This window comes from Candidatus Woesearchaeota archaeon (assembly GCA_003694805.1).
In the GTDB taxonomy this organism is placed as follows: Archaea; Nanobdellota; Nanobdellia; order Woesearchaeales; family J110; genus J110.
Map to the genome: position 1 here is coordinate 23902 of RFJU01000016.1, position 23182 is coordinate 47083.

Annotated in this window: 21 protein-coding genes and 1 tRNA gene; 11 read left to right on the forward strand and 11 right to left on the reverse strand. The window is 52.0% G+C overall.

Annotated elements, in window-relative coordinates; genetic code table 11:
• Positions 1-15 precede the first annotated feature (15 nt).
• Positions 16-858: an ArsR family transcriptional regulator gene (locus tag D6783_00660; GenBank protein ID RME53868.1), complete on the forward strand. Its 843-nt coding sequence runs from the start codon at positions 16-18 to the stop codon at positions 856-858.
• 255 nt (positions 859-1113) lie between these two features.
• On the opposite strand, the gene D6783_00665 is transcribed toward D6783_00660, so the two are convergent.
• Positions 1114-1308 carry a hypothetical protein gene (locus D6783_00665; protein RME53869.1) on the reverse strand — a complete coding sequence of 65 codons (195 nt, stop codon included), beginning with the start codon at positions 1306-1308 and terminating at the stop codon, positions 1114-1116.
• Between D6783_00665 and D6783_00670 the strand changes: the two genes are divergently transcribed.
• From D6783_00670 to D6783_00695, 6 genes are all read left to right on the forward strand, one after another.
• On the forward strand, positions 1307-2269 hold the full coding sequence (locus tag D6783_00670; GenBank protein RME53870.1) for an ABC transporter ATP-binding protein: 963 nt from the start codon (positions 1307-1309) through the stop codon (positions 2267-2269). The two genes, D6783_00665 and D6783_00670, sit on opposite strands and share 2 nt — an antisense overlap.
• Complete coding sequence (locus tag D6783_00675) at positions 2266-4233, forward strand: hypothetical protein (GenBank protein RME53871.1); 1968 nt, start codon at positions 2266-2268, stop codon at positions 4231-4233. Before D6783_00670 ends, D6783_00675 begins: the two co-directional genes overlap by 4 nt.
• Before the next feature lie 123 nt (positions 4234-4356).
• Positions 4357-4977, forward strand: a complete 621-nt coding sequence (locus tag D6783_00680) for a hypothetical protein (protein ID RME53872.1) — start codon at positions 4357-4359, stop codon at positions 4975-4977.
• Positions 4978-5433: a rhodanese-like domain-containing protein gene (locus D6783_00685; GenBank protein RME53873.1), complete on the forward strand. Its 456-nt coding sequence runs from the start codon at positions 4978-4980 to the stop codon at positions 5431-5433.
• 413 nt (positions 5434-5846) lie between these two features.
• Positions 5847-9308 carry a vitamin B12-dependent ribonucleotide reductase gene (locus D6783_00690; GenBank protein ID RME53888.1) on the forward strand — a complete coding sequence of 1154 codons (3462 nt, stop codon included), beginning with the start codon at positions 5847-5849 and terminating at the stop codon, positions 9306-9308.
• A gap of 72 nt (positions 9309-9380) precedes the next feature.
• On the forward strand, positions 9381-11681 hold the full coding sequence (locus tag D6783_00695; GenBank protein RME53874.1) for a hypothetical protein: 2301 nt from the start codon (positions 9381-9383) through the stop codon (positions 11679-11681).
• Positions 11682-11749: 68 nt separating this feature from the next.
• Here D6783_00695 and D6783_00700 read toward each other — a convergent pair whose 3' ends face one another.
• Positions 11750-12127, reverse strand: coding sequence for a hypothetical protein (locus D6783_00700; protein RME53875.1), 378 nt, complete (start codon positions 12125-12127; stop codon positions 11750-11752).
• 247 nt (positions 12128-12374) lie between these two features.
• On the opposite strand from D6783_00700, the gene D6783_00705 reads away from it, so the two are divergent.
• Positions 12375-12446, forward strand: a tRNA-His gene (locus D6783_00705).
• 79 nt (positions 12447-12525) lie between these two features.
• Here the strand turns inward: D6783_00705 and D6783_00710 are convergent.
• The 3 genes from D6783_00710 to D6783_00720 all read right to left on the reverse strand — a co-directional run bounded on the left by D6783_00710 (position 12526) and on the right by D6783_00720 (position 15790).
• On the reverse strand, positions 12526-13197 hold the full coding sequence (locus tag D6783_00710; GenBank protein ID RME53876.1) for a JAB domain-containing protein: 672 nt from the start codon (positions 13195-13197) through the stop codon (positions 12526-12528).
• Positions 13198-13278: 81 nt separating this feature from the next.
• Positions 13279-14292 carry an alpha/beta fold hydrolase gene (locus D6783_00715; GenBank protein RME53877.1) on the reverse strand — a complete coding sequence of 338 codons (1014 nt, stop codon included), beginning with the start codon at positions 14290-14292 and terminating at the stop codon, positions 13279-13281.
• On the reverse strand, positions 14147-15790 hold the full coding sequence (locus tag D6783_00720) for a hypothetical protein (protein RME53878.1): 1644 nt from the start codon (positions 15788-15790) through the stop codon (positions 14147-14149). Before D6783_00720 ends, D6783_00715 begins: the two co-directional genes overlap by 146 nt.
• A gap of 276 nt (positions 15791-16066) precedes the next feature.
• On the opposite strand from D6783_00720, the gene D6783_00725 reads away from it, so the two are divergent.
• Positions 16067-17401, forward strand: a complete 1335-nt coding sequence (locus tag D6783_00725) for a DUF87 domain-containing protein (GenBank protein ID RME53879.1) — start codon at positions 16067-16069, stop codon at positions 17399-17401.
• A 60-nt stretch (positions 17402-17461) separates the two neighbouring features.
• Here D6783_00725 and D6783_00730 read toward each other — a convergent pair whose 3' ends face one another.
• Positions 17462-18409, reverse strand: coding sequence for a hypothetical protein (locus tag D6783_00730; protein ID RME53880.1), 948 nt, complete (start codon positions 18407-18409; stop codon positions 17462-17464).
• Positions 18410-18595: 186 nt separating this feature from the next.
• Here D6783_00730 and D6783_00735 point away from each other — a divergent pair, with 186 nt between their 5' ends.
• Together D6783_00735 and D6783_00740 are read left to right on the forward strand one after the other, a co-directional pair.
• Positions 18596-18811 (forward strand): hypothetical protein, encoded by a 216-nt coding sequence (locus D6783_00735; GenBank protein RME53881.1) that lies wholly within the window; start codon positions 18596-18598, stop codon positions 18809-18811.
• A gap of 4 nt (positions 18812-18815) precedes the next feature.
• On the forward strand, positions 18816-19091 hold the full coding sequence (locus tag D6783_00740) for a hypothetical protein (GenBank protein ID RME53882.1): 276 nt from the start codon (positions 18816-18818) through the stop codon (positions 19089-19091).
• 27 nt (positions 19092-19118) lie between these two features.
• On the opposite strand, the gene D6783_00745 is transcribed toward D6783_00740, so the two are convergent.
• The 5 genes from D6783_00745 to D6783_00765 all read right to left on the reverse strand — a co-directional run bounded on the left by D6783_00745 (position 19119) and on the right by D6783_00765 (position 23086).
• Complete coding sequence (locus D6783_00745) at positions 19119-20090, reverse strand: CBS domain-containing protein (GenBank protein RME53883.1); 972 nt, start codon at positions 20088-20090, stop codon at positions 19119-19121.
• The gene (locus D6783_00750) at positions 20087-20938 is read right to left on the reverse strand and encodes a hypothetical protein (GenBank protein ID RME53884.1); all 852 of its coding nucleotides are present in this window, start codon (positions 20936-20938) and stop codon (positions 20087-20089) included. The genes D6783_00745 and D6783_00750 overlap by 4 nt, the downstream gene beginning before the upstream one ends.
• 49 nt (positions 20939-20987) lie before the next feature.
• On the reverse strand, positions 20988-21239 hold the full coding sequence (locus D6783_00755; protein ID RME53885.1) for a hypothetical protein: 252 nt from the start codon (positions 21237-21239) through the stop codon (positions 20988-20990).
• A 124-nt stretch (positions 21240-21363) separates the two neighbouring features.
• Entirely contained in the window at positions 21364-21975 is a 612-nt protein-coding gene (locus D6783_00760; protein RME53886.1) for a hypothetical protein, read from the reverse strand.
• Positions 21976-22060: 85 nt separating this feature from the next.
• Positions 22061-23086, reverse strand: coding sequence for a transketolase family protein (locus D6783_00765; protein ID RME53887.1), 1026 nt, complete (start codon positions 23084-23086; stop codon positions 22061-22063).
• Positions 23087-23182 lie beyond the last annotated feature (96 nt).

A 23182-nucleotide genomic window follows, 5' to 3' on the forward strand; every position in this document is an offset into this window, starting at 1 on the left:
TCAGTAACATATTTATTGAAGGGAGCAGTTCCAGGTGCTGTTCGTATTCGAGAGCGTGTGAGAAGAGTGGCAGAAGAGTCTTTTATCCTGGTGGACTTGAAGAGTGGCCGAGCAAAGTACTTGGCAAAGGTTTTGGGGAGTGAAGCGTGTCGAAAGATTTTGGAGCGGCTCGCGAAGGGAGAGGGGACAGAGTCTTCCCTGGCAAAAGAACTTGATATGCCGCTTTCGACTGTTCATTATAATATGAGATTGCTTAGGGAGGCAGGACTAGTGCGTGTGGACGCGTTTCACTATTCTGAGAAAGGAAAGGAGGTTGCGCATTATTCGCTGGAGAACAAGTATCTCGTGATCGCGCCGAAGAAGAAAGAGGAGGAGGGCGCGTCGGTAATCTCGAGGATGAAGTCGTTCCTGCCCGTTTCAGGTCTTATAGTGGGTGGGGCGTACCTTGCGTATGTGCTCGCCTACTTTTTGTCCAGGCCGTCTCGTTTGGCTTTGTTCTCGTCTGGAAAGGTTGGCGCCTTTTCATCGCAGGCGCTCGTGCCCGAAGCGGCAGTTCCCGCGGCGGGTGTTGGAGCGGGCGCGTCGGTCTTGAACGGGTCAGGAGCCTCACGCGCTGCACTTTTGGCTTCTGATGCTGTAGGAGGAGTTGGTGGCGGCGCCGGCGGTGTTGGCGGTGGTGCTTGTGCTCAGGGCGCCTTTCCTGGAGGGTGTGTCGATGCTGTTGCTCTTTCTTGGTGGTGGCCGGTGTTTTTCGCAGGTGTTGCCGTGTGTGTTGTGGCGCTGAGCGCTGCGGTACTCTGGTTGCGTTGGCGGCGCAGGAAGCGCGGAAAGACGCTTTTGGAGCGAGAAGCGCAATAGATGAGGCGGGTTGGTCCTTGGCGCGTGCAGCGTGTTGATGTGAGGAAAGATTCTAGGAAATATTCTTATAGGGGAGTGTCGCCTCGTTCTTGCAATGGCGGTTCGTAAGGTGTCAAAGGAAGAGTGGGCGGCGATGATTGAGCGAGGGATTCGCCGCCACGAGCTTGCAAGAGCGCGGTCTCGAAGGAAGGTGTTGAGGCATCTTCGTCACTTTTTGCCAGTGCCCATTCTCATTGGCTTGGTTGCGAGTGTTCTCTATGTTCGTGTTTGGGGTTGGGCTTCGTTTCTGCAGGCGCTTCTTTCTTGGGTGGTTGGTATTACGTTGGTGACAACGCTCCTTGCCATTTTCGTTCCTGGGAAGAAGTCTTGATCATTCATTGTTTGGTTTTTTTCTCTTTGAAGTGGGCACGAAAAACTTTTAATCGCTGTTTCGTTATTGCCGGGTATCATGGGCGACGCCATTTTTCGTGTGAAGCACGTTTCAAAGTGCTTTGGGCGCCATGAGGTTCTGAAAGACATCAATTTTGATGTTGAGCGCGGTGAAATCATTGGCTTGATAGGCGCGTCTGGTTCGGGCAAGACCACGCTGTTGAACGTGGTGGTGGGGTTTTTGTTGCCGAGCAAAGGCAAGGTTGAATTTCGTTGTCAGATGGGAAATAAAGAGGTTTTTCTGTCTGTTCATGATCACACCGACGTGTTGAAGTCGTTTTGTGGCTTTGCTAGTCAGGAGCCGAGTTTTTACCCTAAGCTCACTGTTCGTGAGAATTTGGAATATTTCGGATCGCTTTACAATCTCTCAAAGGACGTGTTGAGGAAGAATACGGAGACGTTGTTGCATTTGATGGATTTGCAAAAGGCCCAGCATCTTCTTGCTGGAAAAATTTCGGGCGGGATGGAGCGGCGGCTGGACATTGCGTGCTCCCTCGTGCATGATCCTGACGTGCTTATTTTGGACGAGCCCACGGCTGATTTGGACCCTGTGCTTCGCGATCATATTTGGGAGATTGTTCGTAAGGTGAATGCGAAGGGAACGACGGTGATTTTGGCGAGCCATCATTTGGCCGAACTGGAGAACTTTTGCTCTCGTATCCTTATTTTGCGAAAGGGAAAGATTCTTGACTTGGACACCCCATTGCATTTAAAGGCGAAGTATCAGCGTCATCAGCAAATTCATTTGGAGTCATATCCGGGGAATTATGACAAGCTTATTCCGTTGATTAAGTCTAAGGAGATTACTCGAGTAGAGCAGAAGGGGGCGACGCTGGTCATTCATACTGATCAGCCGCAGAGAGTGCTTGAGGACGTGCTGAAGATTGTTCGTCAGCACAAGGAAACGCTGGTGGATGTGCGGTTGTGGAAGCCGAGTTTGGACGATGTGTTTTTGCAGCTATATCGGGGTGTGGCGAAGTGAAGTTCTGGAAGGTGCTCGGGAAGAATTTTAAAGTGTTGTTTCGCTCGAAGGAAAGCGCGTTTATTGTTGTCTTTGGTCCGCTGCTTATTATCATGCTGGTCAGCTTTGCGTTTATGCGCTCGTCTGATCTTCAAATATCGCTTGGAGTGTTTGTTCCGGACGAAACAGCTGAGGCGAAGGCGCTTTTGCAGAGCTTGTCCCAAAACCCTGTTTTTTCTGTAACGAGGGAGGGGAACGTTTCTTCCTGCATTGATAAGGTTGAGAAAGGGGTGTTGCACACGTGTCTTGTCTTGCCGGAAGGATTTGAAATTGTTCCTGGAAGGTCGAATCGTATTCGCTTCTTTGTTGACACGTCTCGTTTGAACGTCGCCTATCAAGTTCGTGAGGACGTGTTGGGTGCGTTGAATGTTCAGCGTGCAAATATCAGCAAGGACTTAACAGAAGATATTTTGGACGCGCTCTCATTTGCTGAGTTCATGTTGGAGCGAACGGAGGAGGATGTTGCCTCTCTCGGGGAAGGTGCGGGAGGTGTGAAGGACAGCTTGGACGAGTTAGACAGCATCTTGACGCGTGCGTCGTTTTCCTTGCCGGAGGTCGACGTAAAAATGGTGCGCCAGGCTGCGAGTCGTGTTGAGAACGACGCCAACGCGGTGCGGGAGAAGGCGATTGAAATTCTTGATCGGGCAGATCTTATTCTTAACGAGTACGAAAATGATTGTGATGGGTGCAGCAACGCCACACTTACGAAAATTGCCGAGTACATGGACGAAATGAAGGTGTTTAGGGAAGAGGTCGAGGGGATCTATAATGACACGCCGCAAAACCTTTTCCTGCTCTACAACTTACTTGATAGGACCGACGAGTCTTTGAAGATGGTGAAGGAGCGGTTTGAGGAGGTTGAACTCAACAACGAATTGGCCAAAGAGCATATTGTATCGCTGAAAAAAAATGTGGATTCACTTCTTGAGGAGATTGAAGGCGTGCGGGGGGGCATTCGTGCAGTGCTGGATCGGTTTGCTTCGTTGCAGTTTAAGTCTTCAGAAGAAATTATCAACCCGATCTTGACTGAAGTTGAAACAGTAACGCCGAAAGTGGGTCGTGAAGACGTGCTGCTTCCGTACTTGCTTGTTTTGGTGGTGATGTTTATTGCTCTGATTCTTCCCAGTATGATGGTGGTCAAGGAAAAAACGTCTCGGGCTTCCTTCCGCGTCTTTACAACACCAACGAAAGGTGTTTATTTTGTGTTCACAACGTTCTTGGCGACGATTATTGTAATTAGTGTGCAGGCAATGATTATTTTGCTTCTTTCCTACTTTTTTGGTTTTCTCCCTGATTTGTTTGTGATGCAAGAAGCGGTTTTTGTGACTGCCGTGACGGTTTTGTTTTTGGCGATTTGCTTTTTTTCTCTTGTCGGGATGGTTATTGGATTCTTGAGTTCGACGACTGAAGCGGCTACGATTGCTTCGATTAGCGTGGGGAGTGTTCTCTTGTTTCTCTCGAACGTCATCGTTCCTGTTGAGCAGCTGAGTGTGCTTGTTCGGTTCAATCCGTATGTTGTGTTTTCTGAGTTGTTGCGAAAAGCGTTTCTTTTTGGAGAGTCGCTTGGTGATGCGGGAGTGTTGCTGCTCCTTATTCTTGTGGCGATTGTTGTCTTGCTCCTGCTGAATGTGGGGCTACAGTTATTTTTGAAGAAGCGGTTTTTTATGAAGAGGAGCGGCGGTGCTCCTGTTGGTGCAGGGCGTGTTGTTGCGCCGCTCGTGGTCGGCGAGTTGTCGGTTGTTGACCTCCCTTCACTTCTTCGCGCTATTGAGGAGCTCACGCAAGGGGAGTACGACGAGCTTCGTTCCCGAGGAGTGATTTCTTCGTGGTTGCGTCGGGAACTCGGCGAGTCTCGCTTGGCGAGTCGGTTGGCCAGGGCGAGCAAGGAAAAGGCTGTCGAGATTTTGCGCTCGAAGATTACGTAAGCAGAAGTGGGTCTTGCTGGAAGAACGCGTAATCTGCGCGTTTTTTTTTTGCGATGTTTTATTTTTAAGTTTGGCAGCGCGGCAACCATAGTGTTTATTAACTAGACTTGTTTCTTTATAGGCATGGCGGTGAAGGAAGGCTTGGTGTATTGTTACACGGGGGATGGGAAAGGAAAGACCACGGCCGCCCTCGGTGTTGCTCTGCGGGCTATTGGGCAAGGTTGGCGGGCGTATATGATTCAATTTATGAAAGGGGGGATGTACACGGGCGAGTTTCTTGCAGCCTCGCGGTTTTTGAAAGGGCTCTTGACGATTCGCCAGTTCGGTAGGGGGTGCATTAAGCAGAAGCGTCAGTACACGCTGGATAGTTTTGAGGAGAAAGTGGTTGCTGAGAGCGTTCGTGATGATGTGGAGTGCGGCGAGTGCAGGTATTGTTTTTTAAATGACGAGCAGCAGGCAGATTTCTGCCGGCAGGGGTTGCATCATGCTGGGGTGGTGTTAGGCTCTGGGGATTACGAGCTCGTCATTTTGGACGAGATTAATGTTGCTGTTTCGCTGGGGTTCATCAAGGAGGAGGAAGTGTTGGCCTTGCTCGATGGGCGGCCTGCAGGGGTGACGGTGGTCTTGACAGGGAGGAATGCTCCTTCGTCATTTATTGAGCGGGCGGATTTGGTTTCGGACGTTGTTGAAGTGAAGCATCCGTTTCAGAAAGGGGTTTTGGCGAGGAAAGGGTTGGAATGGTAGGTGGTCGTTTGTGGTTGTGTGGTTATTGGTGTCGGCGGCGCTGATTGGTGGTGTGTTGTTGGGAGAGAGAAAAAAAGGGGGGTGGTTATCGTGGTTCGAGTAGAGCGTGGGGCTTCCCGTGCCCGCAGTGGAGGGTTGCCGAAGGTTTCAAGCATCGGCGCGGTTACTGTTTTGAAGGATCGTGAGGAGTATTTTTTGCTTGATATTCGTGAAGGAAAAGAGCATCTTTCTCGAATAGTAGAGGGGGCTTTGTGGATGCCAAGTCACGAGTTGGTCGCGAGTTGGGGTTTGCTTCCTCGGCGTGCACGCATTGTTGTCCTTGATGACTCGGTTGTGAGGAGCAGGAAGGCGGCCGCGTTTTTGTGTAAGATGGGCCTTGTTGCGAAGTATTTGCGGGGGGGCTTGCGTGAGTGGTGGCGTGCCTTGCCTGAGTCGCGTTCCTTGGTGCATCGGTGAGTGAGGAAGGCGCGGAGGGGGCCCAAGAAGTAAGCAGGATCGTGGCGTTGAATCGTTGCGTTGAAGATTGTTGTTAGTTGTTTGCGTGGGGAGGCTCTGGTCAAGGGGGCGCAAACGTTAAATACTTCTCGTGGGTTTCTTTTCAGCACGTCTTGGAGTGGTTAGTGTGCGGGGGTGTTTTGTCGGTGATGGTTCAGATTTATTTTTTCACTATCGGGAATTGTTAGGTTTTGGAATAGTGTTTTCACAACGATAAAACTTATAAAAAACGCCACGCCTTACCATAACATGTTGTAGTTTTAAGAAACAAAACCACAACATGTTGTGTTTTTTGTTTGAGAAGGGCAGGGCATTGACAGCAGAAGGAATCGAAGTGGGGTAGTATGCGGCAAAAACTTGAATCGAAAAAAGGATTGCGCATCAAGCGCATGTTTACCAAGCCCGGGGAAGATCCTTTCGAACAGTTCACATACGAGCTTCGCAACTCTGTCATTCGCAATCCTGACGGCTCCGTTGTTTTTGAGCTGAGCGATGTCGAAGTGCCGGTGTTCTGGAGCCAGGTCGCGACGGACATCTTAGCACAAAAGTACTGCAGAAAAACAGGCGTTCCTCAGTTTGACAAGGACGGCAAGGTGAAGAAGGACGAAGCAGGAAATCCTGTTCTCGGCCCTGAGCGAAGTGTGAAGCAGGTCGTATCCCGTCTCACGTCCTGCTGGCGTCATTGGGGGGAGCAGTTCGGCTACTTCAGCAGCGAAGAGGATGCGCAGGCGTTTGAAGACGAGCTCAAGTACATGTTGGTGAATCAAATGATGGCGCCCAACAGCCCTCAATGGTTCAACACCGGCCTCGCTCTCGCGTACGGCATTAAGGGCGCACCTCAAGGGCATTTTTACGTTGACCCCGTCACTGAGAAGGTTTGCGAGTCGGAAGATGCGTACTCGCGTCCCCAGCCGCACGCATGCTTTATTCAATCTCTTAAAGATGATCTGGTTAACCCGGGAGGGATTTTTGATTTGGTTGTTCGAGAGGCTCGCCTCTTCAAGTTCGGTTCCGGGACAGGAACGAATTTCTCTGCACTTCGCGGAAAGAACGAGGCGCTTTCAGGCGGAGGGAGGAGTTCTGGCTTGATGAGCTTTTTGAAGCTGTACGACGTCGCGGCAGGATCGATTAAGAGTGGCGGAACCACGAGACGGGCTGCAAAGATGGTCTGTGTTGATATGGATCATCCTGAGATTGAGGACTTCATCATGTTGAAAGTCCGTGAGGAGCAGAAGGTTGCCAATCTCGTGGCGGGCTCGAAAGTCTGCAAGGAAGCGTTGAGTGCGATTATGCAGGTGGCAAAAGAGGAAGGAACCGTTGATTTTAGAGAGAACGCCCGCTTGCGAAAAGCAGTGGTTCGTGCCAAGAAGTTGCACGTCCCGATTAACTACATTTTTCGCGTTTTGCAGCTAGTGCAGGAGGGGAGAGACACCCTCGAGCTGCGGGAGTTCGATACGCATTACGAGTCAGAAGCGTACGAGACGGTGACAGGGCAGAACGCGAACAACTCGGTACGGATTACCAACGACTTCTTCCGAGCGGTAGAGCGTGACAGCGATTGGCCTTTGATTAACAGAACCGACGGCGCCGTGGCAAAAGTGGTCAAGGCGAGGAAATTGTGGGATGATGTGTGTTTTGCCGCGTGGATGTGTGCAGACCCGGGGGTTCAGTTTGACACAACGATTAACGAGTGGCACACGTGCCCGGAGGACGGGCGGATTCGTGCGTCGAATCCTTGCGGGGAGTACAACTTTCTTGATGATACTGCGTGCAACCTTGCCAGTATTAACCTTGGTAAGTTTTTTGATTTTGAAAGCGGCAGGTTCTTGGTGGATAGCTTCCGGCACGCCTGCCGCCTGACGACAATTGTTCTTGAAATTAGTGTGCTTATGGCGCAGTTTCCAAGCAGAGAGATTGCGCTTCGTAGTTACCAGTATCGAACGCTCGGGTTGGGTTTTGCTAATCTGGGTTCTTCCCTGATGCGTTTGGGCGTGGCGTACGGGAGTTCAGAGGCGCTGGCTTTGACGGGTGCCATAACGGCAATCATGTGCGGGCAGAGTTATGCAACCTCTGCCGAGATGGCTGAAGTGCTTGGACCGTTTCCTCGCTACGAGGCGAATAAAGAGCACATGCTGAGGGTGATGAGGAATCATCGGAGGGCGGCGTACAACGCGCCGAAGGAGGAATACGAGGGGTTGACGGTGTTCCCCATGGGCATTGACGAGAAGCAATGTCCTTCGTACTTGTTGAATGCCGCTCGGGCGTGCTGGGACGAGGTGCTTGAGCGAGGAGAGAAGTTTGGCTTTCGCAATGCTCAGGCCACGGTTATTGCCCCGACAGGAACGATAGGTCTTTTGATGGATTGTGACACGACAGGAATCGAGCCTGATTTTGCGTTGGTGAAGTTCAAGAAATTGGCGGGGGGAGGGTACTTCAAGATTGTGAATCAGTCGGTTCCTGTGGCTTTGAGCAGGCTTGGCTATACGGATGAGCAAATTGACGACATAGTGAAGTATGTTGTTGGGCACGCCACGCTGGTCGGCGCGCCCCATATCAATAAGGAATCGTTGCTCAGAAAGGGGTTGAAGGAAGCTGAGCTTGCAGAGGTTGAAGACCAGCTGAGAAGTGCATTTGATATCTCGTTCGCATTTAATCGCTGGACGCTGGGTGAGGAAGCGTTTAAGCGTCTCGGGTTCGAAAACGAGCTGAACAATCCTTCATTCAACGTTCTTGAGGCGTTGGGGTTTTCGAAGAAGGAGATTGAAGAGGCGAACGAGTACGTGTGCGGGACGATGACGATTGAGGGGGCGCCTCACTTGCGTGAAGAGCACTTGCCTGTTTTTGATTGTGCAAATCGCTGTGGGAAGAAGGGGAAGCGGTTTATTCATTATCTTGATCATATTCGGATGATGGCTGCCGCTCAGCCGTTCATTTCAGGGGCGATTTCGAAGACGATCAACTTCCCATACGATGCATCGATTAAGGATATTGAGAACGCGTACATGACGTCGTGGAAGTTGATGCTGAAGGCGAACGCGCTCTATAGGGACACCTCTAAACTCTCTCAGCCGCTCAATACCGTTGTGGAAGACTTTGACTTTACTGATGTCGACGTTGAAGAGGATGTTCAGGACGTGCAGGAGCGGGCAAGAGAGGTCGTCCGCCGCAGGTTGCCGAACAGGAGGCAGGGGCTGGTGCAGTCTGCAGAGATTTCAGGCCACAAGATCCATATCACGACCGGCGAGTTTGAAGACGGTAGTGTTGGCGAAGTGTTCATTGATATGTATAAGGAAGGAGCGTCGTTTCGTTCTCTCTTGAATTGTTTTGCCATTGCAGTGAGCAAGGCGTTGCAGTACGGCGTGCCGTTGGAAGAGTTTGTTGAAACATTTACGTTTACAAGATTTGACCCTTCAGGGATTGTGTCGGGTCATGATGCCATAAAGAACGCGACGAGCGTTGTTGATTTTGTTTTTCGTGTTCTCGGTTATGAATATTTAGGACGGGATGATTTTGTGCATGTGAAGCCCAAGGACAGGCAGACGAGGCTTGATCAGTTGCGAGGAGGAGGTGTTGTGAAGGAAGCGGAGCGCGCTGGTAAGAGCGCCGATTTCGACGCGTCCTCGGGTTCTTCTCGTTCCTCCGCTGGAGCTGGCGAGTCGGAAGGAGGTGTGGCCTCCCAAGCGGGTTCGGGAGGAGATTCAGAAGAGAGGGTGCGCCAAGCGCGTGCACGGGGGTATACTGGCGAGGCGTGCTCAAGCTGTGGCTCGATGCGGGTGAAGCGCAACGGTGCTTGTACGTTGTGCGAGGATTGCGGCGCGACGTCTGGGTGTAGTTGAGCGTCTCGGGTGGCGTGTTGATTTTTCTTGCAAGGAACGGTTGTTTGTTGCTGCTTGCGTTGTTTGTTATTGTTGCTTGCTTTCTTTGTTGTTTTCGTTTCTCACCCGCCAATTTATTTTCTATATGGAATTTTTCTGAAAGGGGTGGTTGTCGCGGGGGAGGGCGGTCGTGTTCAGGGAGAAAGCGGTGACCGTGCAAGTAGGAGGTGGGTTGGTGAGCGAGGCCTTTTCGTTTCAGCAATGGTTTATATAGGTGAGGTGGTTCTCTTGAAGCGCATGGCTGAGAAGACGCGCATTTCAAAAGCCAAGTCCGCCCCGTTCACGAAAATTCGGAAGAGAAACGGTCAGTTAGCGGAGTTTCGTCCTTCCAAGATTCGTTCTGCTATTGGCAAGGCGGCGGAAGCAACAGGGGTGAGAGACAGTGCTGCTCTTGACCGCCTCGCTGAAAAGGTAGTGGCTCTTCTGGAAGAGCGTTTTCCGAAGGGCGCCGTTCCGACGGTTGAACAGGTACAAGATGTTGTTGAAGAAGTCTTGCTCGCCTCTCCGTTTCATACCATGGCGAAAGCGTATATTCTCTACAGGAGGGAGCGGGCAGAAGAGCGAGCGGCGAAAAAGGCGCTCGTGGGTGAGTTGGTCACGACGCCGCTTTCTTTGAACGCGTTGCGCTTGCTCAAGGAGCGGTATTTGCAGCGCAAAGACGATGGGAAGCTAGAAACGCCTAACGATCTTTTCTTGCGCGTTGCCAAAGTGGCCGCGGCTCAGGAAGCTCGCTTTGTCGATGAGCGAGAAATGAGAAGTTTGCAAATTCGCTTTCACAACCTCCTCAAGCGCCTTGACTTTCTCCCGAACACTCCTGCTCTGGTGAATGCAGGGCGGTTGAAAGGCTCGCTCTGCTCGAGCACAGGATTTGTCATCCCTGATTCCATTGAGGGTATTTTTGAGACCCTTAAAAACGCGGCTGTGATGCAGAGGAATGGCTCGGGCGTTGGTTTTAATTTTTCGCTGCTTCGTCCTGCACGTTCTTCTGCCGGGGGTATTAAGGAGTTGGCGCAGGGGCCTATTCCGCATCTGAAGACATACAATATGGCGTTGTCAAAAATCAAGCAGATGGGTGTTCGAGTAGGGGCGAACATGGGCATCTTGAGCGTGCATCATCCGGATATTTTGGATTTCATCACGGCAAAGGCGCAGGACAAATCCATAGCCAACTTTAACCTGTCCGTTGCGTTAACCGAGCAATTCATGGAAGCTGTTGTGCTGGACAAGGAGTATGAATTGATCATGCCGCACACTGGCCGCGTGGCAGGAGTGATGAACGCGCGCCAAGTATTTGACATTCTCGTGGCGTCCGCTTGGAATTTTGGAGATCCCGGCGTCCTCTTTGAAGATGTGATAGAAGCGGGGGGTGATCGCTTTGCGTGCACTAGCCCTTGTGCTGAGTTCCTGCTGGCTGATTTCGAGTGTGGCATCGTGGGCGCGATTAACTTGGCAAATATGGTTGAGGAGGGAAAGATTGCTTGGGATCGGCTTGAGAGCACGGCGAAGCTTGGCTTGCGCCTCCTAGATGCCCTGCTTGACGCGTCCGAGTATCCAATAGCGAAGTGTAAGAAGGTGGTTATGAAGAATCGGAAAGTGGGCGTTGGGGTGATGGGATTTGCGCATCTCCTGGCGCAAATTGGTGTCCCGTACGATTCTGATCAGGCAGTTGAGCTTGCAGAGAAGATAATGGAGCGTATCAAGCGAGCAGTCGATGAGGAGAGCGTCTCCTTGGGAAAACTCAAGGGGACTTGTTCAGATGGTGTGCACAGGAACAAGACAAGGACGGCGGTGAGCCCGACTGGTTCACTTTCCATGATTGCGGATTGCTCTCCCGGGATTGAACCTGTTTTTTCAGTTAGTTATGTGCGTTATGTAAGCGGAAGCCGCGAATACTACTATCTTGATCCTTACCTTCAAAGCATTTTGAAGAAGGAAGAAGTGCTTTCAGACGAGGTAATTGAGAAGATTGCGAATCACGGTTTGGATATTCCGGAAGTTCCTGAGCGGATAAAACGCATTTTCCCAACAGCTATGCAAATTTCTCCAGAGTGGCATATCAAAATGCAAGCCGCATTTCAGAAGTTTTGTGATAATGCGGTGTCGAAGACGGTGAACCTCCCGCATAACGCGACGTTGATCGATGTTGAAAATGCAATTCTTCTTGCCTACAAGCTCGGTTGCAAGGGCATTACGGTGTATCGGCAGGGGAGTAGGAGTGATGAAATTTTCAAACTGGCGGAGGTTATTCAGCGAAAACGTCCCGCGAAGATACCGCGCGTCCTTGATGCGCTTAAGAATCGCTTGGAGAATAAAGCGCTAGACGAGTTTTCTTGAGTTTTTGTGTGTGGTTGTGGCGGCGTGGCTTGTTGTGGAGTACAGCGTTCTCCGTGGCGTTCCGTGGGTTACGTGAAGAGCCCCCAAAAGCTTGCTTTTCCGCCTGTTTTGTCTTTTACGCCAGAAGGATCGCAGGTTTGTGTTTTCTCGTCGTAGCACTCTCCGCCTGCTTCGATGCATTTGGCTCTGCACTTGCCGACGTCCTCTCCGCCAATGCAACATCGATCTCCCTTCGTTGCTTGGGTGAGGAGGGTGTTTGTTTGCTGGAAGCCTTCCGTTGCGGCGCCGGAGGGGGGTTTTGTAGCGAGAAAAACTGTTGTAATCGCTGCTATGGCGATGAGGCTTACAATGCCAAGGAGAAGGAGAATTGATGCATCCTCCTTTGGGAGCGGTGATGATGCTTCTCCGTCTTTTGCGTTGTGCTTGTTCGTTTTTTTGCGCGGCATAGGAGATATTTCTTTTTGGATTTTTTATTTTTTTTGGTTTGAAGGGAGAAAAGGCACGAGCGTTGTTTTTTTGCCTTAGAACGTAAAGAAAGGTTTAAAAGGAGAGAGGGGCTCTCTACGAGCAGCATGGTTCAGTTTGGTTTGATGGGTTTGCACGTATTGGAGGGTGCCTGCGCGAGGAGCGCTGGTTGTCTTCATTGCTAGGCGGCGCTCTTTTTCTTTGCTAAAGCGTTGTTTTGTGTTCATGGCGGTAGTGGCGTAATGGTTAGCGTGGAGGCCTGTGGAGCCTCAGGACGGGGTTCGATTCCCCGCTACCGCCTCTCTCCCTCTTTTTTCTTTTGGTGCCGCGTTCTTTTTTTTGAAGGGAGTTGGTTTTGAAGGGGGAGTGAGCGGAGCCGTTAGAGGAGGTTGTTTTTGCGAAAGCTGAAGAAGTCCGTTTCTGAGACGATGATGTGGTCGAGGAGGGGGATGCCGAGGACCTCTCCTGCGAGGGCGATTTGTTCGGTGGCGGCAAGGTCGCTGTCGCTTGGGAGGGGAGATCCTGAAGGGTGGTTGTGGACGAGGATGAGCGCGGTCGCGCTTTCGCGAATGGCAGGCTTGAAAACTTCTCGTGGGTGAAGGAGCGAGGCGTTAACGGTTCCGATAGAAATGACTTCTTCTTCAATGATGTGGTTTCTCGCGTTAAGGTAGAGCGCGATAAGTTGTTCCTTGTCCAGGTGGCAGAGTTTTGTCGTGTAGAGCTGGGCGAGTTGGGTTGTGCTGTGCACTTCTTCTCTTGAGGGTGCTGTGAGTGTTTTTTGGCGTCTTGCGAGTTCGAAGTGGGCGATGATGGCAGATGCTTTGGCAAGGCCGATGCCTGGAAAGTGTTGGAGTTCTGAGAGGGTTGTTCTGCTCAAGCCGTTGAGGTCCTGCCATGAGAGAAGGCGTGTTGCGAGGGTGACCGCGTTGGCTTTGGGTGTTCCTGTAGCGATGATGAGGGCGAGGAGTTCTGCTTCTGAGAGGGACGTTGGGCCATGGCGGAGAAGGCGTTCTCTCGGCCGAAGGTTTTCTGGGAGGTCGTGAAGCCGCACAGGGTTTGGCGAGAAGAATGCTGTTTTTTTGAGTTTCTCGTCTTGTACCGGATTTTTTTTGTTCTCGTTTTTTGAGAGAGGTTAAGAGAACCAGTCGGCGATGATGGTGTTGCTCGTTGTGTAGTCTTCGTCAATCGCCAGCCAGTGGTTTGCGCCTTCCAGGACGATGAGGGTCGCGCTTTCCCAGTTCTTGACGAGGCGTTTACTGAGTTCGAGCGGGACGAGGTCGTCTTGGTCTCCGTGGAGAATGAGGGTTTCTGTTCGGGGTTTTGGCCCGTGCAGGATGCGCTTGCTCCATGTTTGCGCGTCTTGATAGACGCAGAAGTGGAGCCGATGGCTCGGCTTCCCGTGGAGGGTGTACGTTATCCATCCTGTTTTCTTCCATTCTGTGATGGAGAATCGTTTCTTCCACGTTGTTGCGGGTGCGGTGCTTGGCGCTTTGAGGAGGAGCTTGTCCACGTTCATGGTGAGGGCTGCTCCGATGCAGGCGAGCCCTCCAAGGCTGTGCCCGCACAGCATTCGTGATCGGTAGCCGAGTTTTTTGCAATGGCACAGGGCGGCTCTGACGTCTGATACGAAGTTGGTGACTGTTGCGTGTTCAAGTTTTCCTTGGCTTTCTCCATGGCCGCGCAGGTCGAAGCGGAGCGTGCTGACACCGCGGCGCGCGAGGAGGCGCGCGACATGCTTGTCGCCACGGTTTCGGTGGTCGGCGTAGCCGTGCACGAGGATGACAATGCGCTCGTATCCTTGGTGGTTAAGCGTTCCTTTCAGGATGAGTCTTCCTGTTGTGGGGAAGGTGATGTCTTTTTCAGTGACGCTTCTTGGCATGGCGTGAATTGTATGCCCCGTGGTTTTTATGTCTTGCGGCGTGCGAGGAAGAGATAAGACAAGAAAGAAAAAGAAAGAACGTGCGGGGGAGGAACTGATTTTTTTTTTATTGCGTGCAAGGTTATTGCTTGCAGAGTGTTTCAAGTTCCTCGAGGGTTTTGAAGCCGAAATATTGTTTGCCGCCAATGACCCAGGTTGGGTAGGGGATGTTGAGTTTGGCGCATTCTGGTGTTGGCTTTTTTGTCCCCTCCTGTGAGCACTCAACATAAGCGACGTCTTCTTTACTCGTGCCGAAGAGGTCGAGTTGGGCCTTTGTTTCACTGCTCCACTCTGCCCCGTAGAGCGCCGCGTCGGCGTCCTTCAGGCAAGCCGCGACGGCTTCTTCCTTTGAAACTTCGGTTTCGCCTTGTGATTCTGCTTGCTCTTCTGTTGGCGTTTCTTCTTGAGTTTCTTCTTCAGTTTCCTGTTCGGTCACCGTCACCGTCGCCGTTGCAGCCTCGCTGCCCGGCTCGGGCGCGTCACTTTCGGCTTGGCCTTCCTCTTCTTTTGGTTCAGACGCCTGCAGCTCATCACTGTCTTTTTCCTTGTCATCAGTCATGACTGCTTTTGAAGCGTCTTGTTCTTCGGAGGGGTATACGATCTCCGCGGCTTCACGCAGCTCTTTGATGAACGAGCGGTATTGCTGCATCCTTGCTTGTTCTTTGAGGCTGTTTTCGATGTCGTCTCGCACGTCCTCAAAAGCAAGGGTGTGTTCGGGCTCTTCGTCAAGTTTTTCTATAATGTGGACGCCGAAGCTCGTTGTGACAATGCCGATGTCTCCAACGTCCAAGTCGAATGCTTTTTCTTCAAAGGGAGGGACCATTCTGCCGCGGGGGAAGGTGTATTCTCCGCACGTCTCTTTGGAGCCCGCGTCGACGGAGTAGTTCTTGACGAGGGTGCAGAAGTCCTCTCCGTTGTTGTATCGTTCAATGAGTTCTTGGGCAAATGCTGTGACGTTTTCTTCGGTTTCGCCGCCCTTGATGGGGAGGAGGATGTGGCGAACCGTGACTTGTTCGGGGACGACGAACTGCTCTTTGTTTTCGGCGTAGAACGCTTTAATGTCCGCCTCGCTCACCGTGACGTTATCAAGCCCGGCCTGGTCGAAGAGCTTGTTGATGAGCGCTTGCTTTCTGAGCAGGCCTCGCAGCTCTTGCAAGGTGACGTTGCGCTTTGCTAGGGCTTCTTCGAGTTGGCTTAGGCCGATGTTGTTGCGTTCGAGGACTTTGACGAGTGCCTCGTCCACCTCTGTTTCGTTCACGTCCAGGCCGCGAGCTTCTGCCTCTTGAAGCAAGACGAGTTCATCGATCATCTGGTCAAGCACTTCGTCTTTCGTGAGTGCTTGCTGCACGCGAGCGGGGAGGATGCTGTACTGCGCTTCCAAGTCGCTTTTAAGGATGGGTTCGCCGTTGACCGTGACCAGGACGGTGTCGTCCACGCCCGGAGCGTTGTTGCTTTGGAAGAGGAGGATGGCAAGAACGGCAATGATGACGAGAATGGCGAGGGGCACTGCCCAGTAAAGAAATCCGCCTTCTTCGTCTTGTCTGCGTGGCTGGCTTGGGCCCCTTCGAGGCCGGCTCCGACCTTTGCTTGGGCCTCGGGGACTCGGCGCTGAAAGCGGCGAAGAGGCGCGTGCTTTCTTGGCGGTGCGCTTCTTTGCCTTGGCCTTTCTCGTTGCGCGTTTCTTCATTGGTCCGGCACGGGCAGGCTCTGCCGCTGCCTCATCCATAAGAGAAGTATCGATGGTTGTTGAAGGTTCTTGGTCTGGTTTCAATTCGCCTCACCCTTGTTTTAGGTTCTTCACCCCTTTTTCTGGGGGGTTGGAGTGCCCGCATCGTATTTAAAACTTCCGCTTGATACTCTTTTTCAGTGAAGAAATGAAGGCGGTCCTGTGCGTTGTTACGTGCGTTGTTACGTGGTCTGGTGGTAGCGAGCGGTTGTTACGGGGGTGTTACGGGTTCGCAGAGCCAAAACTATATAAATCGTGTCGGTGAAAAGAGGTTTTATGTACGATATCATTATTGGTCGTTCTGAAAAGGACAGGGAGCGGTTTGGCAAGGAAGGCTGCGTCTTACTCGGCAAGCATTACGTGAAGATGGGGCAGACGGAGAGCTTGTCAAACAATGTTTACCTTGACGTTGTGCGCTCGCACGTCGTTTTCGTTTGCGGAAAGCGAGGCGGGGGGAAGAGCTACACGATGGGCGTTATTGCTGAAGGGATGGCTTTGCTTCCGGAGGAAGTGCGCAGAAACTTGAGCTTTGTTCTTTTGGACACGATGGGGATTTATTGGACGATGAAGTATCCTAACCAGAAGGATGCCGACCTCTTGCAGGAGTGGGGTCTCAAGCCTGCTGCCTTCCCAGTGAAAGTCTTTACGCCGAAAGGGTTTTTTATGGAGGCGAGGAAGGAAGGGATTCCTGTTGATGCGTCTTTTGCTATCCAGCCATCAGAGTTGACAGGGAGTGATTGGGTGAGTGCGTTCCGCTTGGATTCTGCCGATCCCGTTGCTGTGCTCATTGAGCGCGTCGTGAGCGATTTGCGGGAGGAGCATCAGGAGTTCTCATTGGGGCATGTGTTGCGCCGTGTTGAGGAGGCGGAAGGGTTTGAGCCAATGGTCAGGGAGGCGGCGAAAAACAGGTTCTTGATGGCAAGGGCGTGGGGTGTTTTTGACGTGCAAGGAACGCCGATTGCCAACTTGGTTGTTCCGGGCCAGATCTCTGTGCTTGATCTTTCCGTGTACAACACGCAGGAGGGGGGTTGGAGCGTGAAGTCGCTCGTTGCAGGTCTCGTGTCGCAAAAGCTGTTCCTTGAGCGTATGCGGGCCAGGAAGGTGGAGGAGTTTCGGGAGGTGCACAAGTCGGTGAGTTATTTCTCGCAGGAAGCGTTTGTTCGCCAGGAATTTCCCCTTGTCTGGCTCGTTGTTGATGAGGCGCATGAGTTCTTGCCAAGGACTGGTTCGACGCTTGCTTCGGGTCCGCTCATTACTATTCTTCGTGAGGGTCGTCAGCCAGGCATTTCCCTGATTTTAGCATCGCAACAACCGGGCAAGATTCATACTGATGTGATGACGCAGAGCGATACGGTTATTGCTCACCGCATAACGGCGAAGGTCGATACAGACGCCTTGGGTATGCTTATGCAGAGTTATATGCGGGCAGGCCTTGATGTTGAGCTCAACAACCTGCCTCGTGTGAAGGGGGCCGCGCTTGTTTTTGATGATACGAACGAGAAGCTCTACCCTATCAGGGTGCGTCCGCGTGTTTCGTGGCACGGAGGCGAGGCGCCTGCAGCGTTGCATAAACTCAGCGGGGGGTCTTCGTTCGAGAAAAAGTTTGTTTAGGGGTTTTTTGTGTTTCTTTTGTTATTATGTATTTTGCGTTAGTATTCTCAGTATTCTCGGCTAGTGTTTTTCCTGGATGAGCGGAGCCCAGGTTGTAGGGAGTGCGCTGATGTAGTCTTGCACGGTTTTTTCTTTTTCAATCCATGCTTCGCGGATGCCGATGGTTTGGGACGTGTAGGTTGTTTCGACATCGTAGTCTTTCCATTCTTTGAGTTTGTAGGCGTGGTTGTTTTGGCTTCCGTCTCCTTGGGCGCGGTAGGCTTCTGTGTGAGGGCTGAGGACGTCTTGGAGTGATGCTGGTGGCGCGATGGTGATGGCGATAGAGAAGCTGTCGCGCTCTTTATCGTAGAAGACGCGAACAGCGTTGCCATCGCGGCCGTTGCTTGCACGGTCTTGGTCTTTATTGATGAGGAGGTAGTGGTGCCTCGTTGCTTCAAGGGAGGTCGCCGCGGCGAAGGGGTCAGTACCGATAAGGGAGAAGTACGTAGCCGTGATGTCGTTCGTGGAGGCGCGCCACGCGAAAGGAGGGTTGCGCAGGAGGTTTGAGAGGTGTTGGTAGCGGGTTTCCCAGGCTGCAAAGTGTTGGGCTCGTTTTTCTTGTTCTTCTTCGTTGAGCGGGAGCTGTTTCCAGTACTCTTTTTCGTAGCGGGCGCTGCCGGGGGGGTCGTAGATGAGGAGTTGGTCGTCCAGCGTCGCCGTAAACTGGTAGGTTGATTGACCGTGCGTGATCGCGAGGGTTTTTGTGGTGCCGAAGCGCGGTTCTTTGAAGCGGGCAGCGCTCTTCGGGGTTGTTCCTGGCGGGCTGCGGTAGGAATAGGCGTTTCCTGCTTCGGTCATGATTGCTTGGGTGAGGGATCCTGGTTGTTTGAGGGAGGACGCCACGCGCTCGGGGTCGAAGTCAAGCCATCGCTCCTGGGAGAGCAGGAGTGAGGGTGTCATCGCTGCCGCGGCCGTGAGTGTTACGATGCGGTGCAGTGCTTCTCGCCGGGTAAGTTCTGGAGTCTTCATGGTATCGGAGGACGGGCTTCTTCTTTGCTAGTCGCTTCGTGTTTTTGCGAAGGCAAGTGCTTTTTTTTGCTGTGTCGTGGTGCTGTTTTTTTTTTGTGGCGTGGAAGTATTTAAGAATTCTCTTTTTTTTCTTGGTGAAAATCGTGACAGAAACTTTATTAAGGGCGGTCGGTTTATTGAGGAGTTATGCGGCTGGAAGATTGGCTGGCGCTGCATAGCGAAGACCTGCGCCTTTTGCGCGGGAAGTGGGTGGCGTTCGACCTTAATTACGGCATTGTTGCGAGCCACAGGGAGTTTTTAGGTGTTTTGCGTCTTTGTAGGGAGCGCAGGCCAGATATCGTTCCGGTTGTTGGGAGGGTTGGATACGATGGCGTTTTCGAAAAGTTTTCCAAGGACAGTTAAAGGCGTGACGTATCCTCAGTGGGAGGAGGTCTTCCTCGATGCTGAGGAGGAGTTGACTATTGAGGAGGAGGCCAAGGAGAAGAATCTTTCCTTGATGAAAGAGTGTTTGGATGATGCGAAGCGTGTCCTGCAGGAGAAAGGGTTGAAGGGGTACGAGACGAGCATTGCTCATGTAGCTGTTGCCTTGTTTGAGAAGCGAGCGTCGCACCAGGTGTTTTGGAAGGAGCGAAAGCTCAAGGAGAAGTTTGACGCGTTGTACGGCGCAGGGAAGACGCGTTGAAGGAAGGACGGGAAGTATTTTCTGGGTTTATTCAAGGCTGAATTCCATGAGGGCGCCGCATTTTTGGTAGACGATGGTTTGGTCGCGTGTTTCTACACGGACTTTGAGGTCGCCGAAGTCTTGTTTTTCGATTCTGTTGAGACTGTCGCGGAGGAAGGAGAACATCTGGTGGCACAGGTCTGTTTGAGTAATGATGCCTGCGAGTTTTTTGTTGACGAGGACGGGGAGGCGTCGGACTCCTTCCGCGAGCATGATCTTGTTGGCTTCGAAGATGTTGAGGTCGGAAGCGACGCACTTGACGGGGTCTGTCATGATGTGGTGGACTTTGAGTTTGGGGAGTTTTTTGTCGAGGCGGGCGAGTTGCTCGATGATATCGTATTCGGTGATGACGCCGAGGACTTCGTCGCGGTTCGTAACGAGGATGCTGCCAATGTTGTTTTTTGCCATTTTTTTTCGGACGTCTTCGAACGTTTCGTTTTTGGTTACGCGGATGACTTTGTTCATGATGTTTTCGCAAAGGATGCTGCCGTAAAGGTCGACTTTTTGGGTGAATTGTTCTTCGACGGCTTTGACGAGGTCCGTTTGGCTGAGGATGCCCTTGATCTCGTCGTTCTCGGTCACGACGAGCTTCCGTATCTTGTTTTGCTTCATGAGAAGCTCTGCGCTGTTGATGGAGTCGTTGGGGTTGATGGTGATGACGTTGGAGCTCATCAAGTCAGAGACTTTTTGTTTTTTGAAAATTTCAGGGTTGAGCGGCGCTTTGAGGAGGAAGTCTCGTTCCGTGATGATGCCGATGGGGCGTTTTTTTTCTTCAACGACGAGGCAAGAAACTTGTTCTCCAATCATGATGTTGATGCAATCAAGGAGGGAGTCGTCGCTGCGTATCGTGTTGACAAAGGGGGTCATGATGCTTCCTGCTGGCTGGTTGAAGAGTTTGTTGATGGCGCGGCGCCATTGTCTGCGCTCGCGTGCCTGCCAGATTTTTTTGAGAAAGCTCATGGAGGAGTAACGTCTTCTTCTGTGACGGTGTTCACGCTGAGGCCGTGGAAGATGTAGGTTTCTTCTTCTTCGCCTGATGAGGAGTAGATGGTGATTTTGAGCGGGATGCCGTAGTAGTCTGAAAGGATCATTTCGGCCTTTCGTCCGTCTCGTGTCGTGTAGGAAATGATGGTTGAGGGGGTTGATTGGTAGATGAGGCGGTTTTTGATGGTGGCGGCTTTCACTTCTGAGAGCCAGTCAAGCGGTGTTTTGGTGTAGATGGTGGTGTAGGGGAGTTCGTGCGTGGTCGCGGTTCTACATATGCGTCTTGTTGTCGAGAGGCACAGGCCTGTCGCGGTTTTTTTGGTTTTGTCAACGAATATGGTGTCGTACCCGTCAGTTTTGTTGAGCTGGACGAAGTTGAGGAGGTTGATGCGCATCTTTTCCCCAAGAACAAGGTATTCATCTTGGGTGAGGTTGGTGGGAGGGCTTTGAAGGAGGTATTGGTAGGAGGTGACGCGGACTTTGGCTCGTTCAAGAATTTCTTTGACGGCGGGGTCTTCTTTTGGGGAGCAGTCTTGAGGGCAGTTTTGCTGGGTTTCAGGGCAAGGGCACCCTTCTGCTGCGCAGACAACTTCTGCGCACGTTCCGTCTCCGCACAAGTCAACACATCCTTTTCCTGATGGTGCTTGCTTGATGGGTCTGACTTCTTTGCATTCTTCGGGGTTTGGCGTTGTGCTTCCGTCGGGGCAGACGTACGCCGTCTTGCTGCAAGCAGAAGCGAGGAGGAGGGCGAGGGTTATGAGCAAGAAGGAAATGAGGGTGATTGTTATTCGGTGCTGTTGTGTTGGTGTGTTTTGTTGTTTCATGGTAACTCATGCAGGCAGCTGTTTTTTTTGGGAGAGGCAGGCGGGCTTTTCAGCGCTTTTTTTGTTTTTTCGTTGCGAGTGTTGCAAAGGAGATTGTTCGCAGGTCGTCTTCGAAGTCTTCTTCGGCGTAAGTCATGCTAATCATGCTGGAGATGAAGAGGATGGTGAAGAAGAGGAGGAGGGTGAAGGCGATGGTTGCTCCTTTGTTGGTTTCCCATATGCCCGGCCAGAAGGCGACTACGATGAAGCCGATGATGCTGGTAAGCATGAATTCGTTGCCGAGTGGAACAATTTTTCCCATTGAGCGCTCACCTCTCTTCTTTTTTTCTTTCGCGCGTTTATATATCTTATGGTTTGATTGGGGGGTTTTTCTGCAGAACGGCGTTTTTCCTTCTTTTTAGAGTTGAAGGAAGAGAAGGTTTTTCTTAAAATGTGTGGAGGAAGGTGTGGAGGTAGCCGCGAAACTGTGCTCCCGGGTAGGTTTGTTGGAATAATTCTCTTGTCGCGATTTCTAATTGGCGAACGTCCGCGCTTTTGAACCATTGAGTTAAGAGGCGGTAGAGTTCCTGGTTTCCTTCGGGGAGAGATGGTCCTTGAATGCTGTTGGGGACGAGGATTTCATCGAGGTTTGCGTCAATGCCGACGTGGGCGTGTGTTATTTCGGCTTCGAAATGATCGTTTCTTGTTGGGTTAAGGTGGTTGTCGAGAGTGAGGATGGTGCCGGTGATGTATGTTTGGTCGAAAGGGTTGACGCGGCGAGTGTTTCGTGGCTTGATGATTTGCTGGTTGGCGTTGAAGCAGTGGTAAAGGCCGGTCGCGAACAAGGCGGAGCGCGTGGGGGCGTCGTATCCTCCATAGGCGCAGGTGAGGTCTGTAATGTCGTCGGCGGTTATGCGCCACGCAGAGTCGCCAGTAGGGGGTTTTGTTGTGGTGGGGGTCATGATCCTCTTCGCGTGGCGAAGGGTTGTATTTATGCTTTGTTGTTTTTGAGAAGTAGTGGCGGTTTGTGCTCGTAAGGGGGCGGGGCCGGTTCTCATGGCGAGGGAAGGGGAACGGGACAGGAGTGGCAGTGGCGTATGCGCTGCTTTTTGCTAGTTCCTCATGCGGCGTTCGGAACCGTCTTTACTTGTTTTGAGTTTGTCTTTTCTTTGTCCTTGTTTTTTTTCGGCTGTGCTGAGTTTTTTGTTTGGGCGGCGGGGGGTGTGCGTTCACAAGTTCTTCTGCTACGTGAGCAATGTTTTTTGCAGTCAGGCCGTAGTGTTCGAGAAGTTCTGTTGCTTTGCCGCTTTCTCCAAAAGCGTCTTCAACCCCGACGCGCCTGAGCGGGACGGGGAGGGCTTCAGAGAGTGTTTCACTCACGGCGCTGCCCAGTCCGCCGGTGATTTGGTGTTCTTCTGCTGTTATGACTTTGCCGGTTTTTTTTGCGGAGGAGAGGAGTGTTTTGGTGTCGAGTGGTTTGATGGTGTGCATGTTGATGACTTCCGCTTCGATTCCTGCTTTGGTGAGGATGCGTGCAGCGTCAAGAGCGGCTTTTACCATCAAGCCGCACGCGACGATGGTTATGTCGCTTCCTTTGCGGAGTACGTTTGCTTTGCCAATGGTGAAAGGGTCTTTTTCTCGGGTGACGCTCTCAGTTTTTTCCCTTCCGCCGCGAAGGTAGACTGGGCCTTTGTGCTTTGCTGCCGCAAGAACTGCTTTTTTCATCTCGGTGGCGTCGGCCGGAGCAATGACGATCATTTCTGGAAGTACGCGCATGATAGCGATGTCTTCAAGTGCTTGGTGGGTTGCCCCATCCTCGCCGACGGTCAGGCCGGCGTGACCGCCGTAGATCTTGACGTTCGCTTTTGAATAGCAAACGCTGACGCGGATTTGGTCCCAGCTCCTGCCGGGTGAGAAGGCGGCGAAGGAGGCGGCGAAGGGGATTTTTCCTGCGTGGGCCATGCCCGCTGCGAGCCCGATGAGGTTTTGTTCGGCTACGCCAACTTCTATAAACCGCTCGGGGAACTTTTTTTTGAAGGCGCTGAGCCTGTTGCTTTCGGTGAGGTCTGCGCTGAGTGCGACGACGTTTTTGTTTCGTTTTGCAGCGAGGAGTATGCCTTCTCCGAATCCGTCTCGCAAGGCTTTTTTTGGCTGTGCACGGGCAATCATCGTGGTGTTTGGTTATTGTTCGCTTTGCTTGCTTTTGTTGCTCTGCTTGTTGCTTGTTTTTGTTTGCAGCGTTTATGTTATGTGGCGCGTTCGATA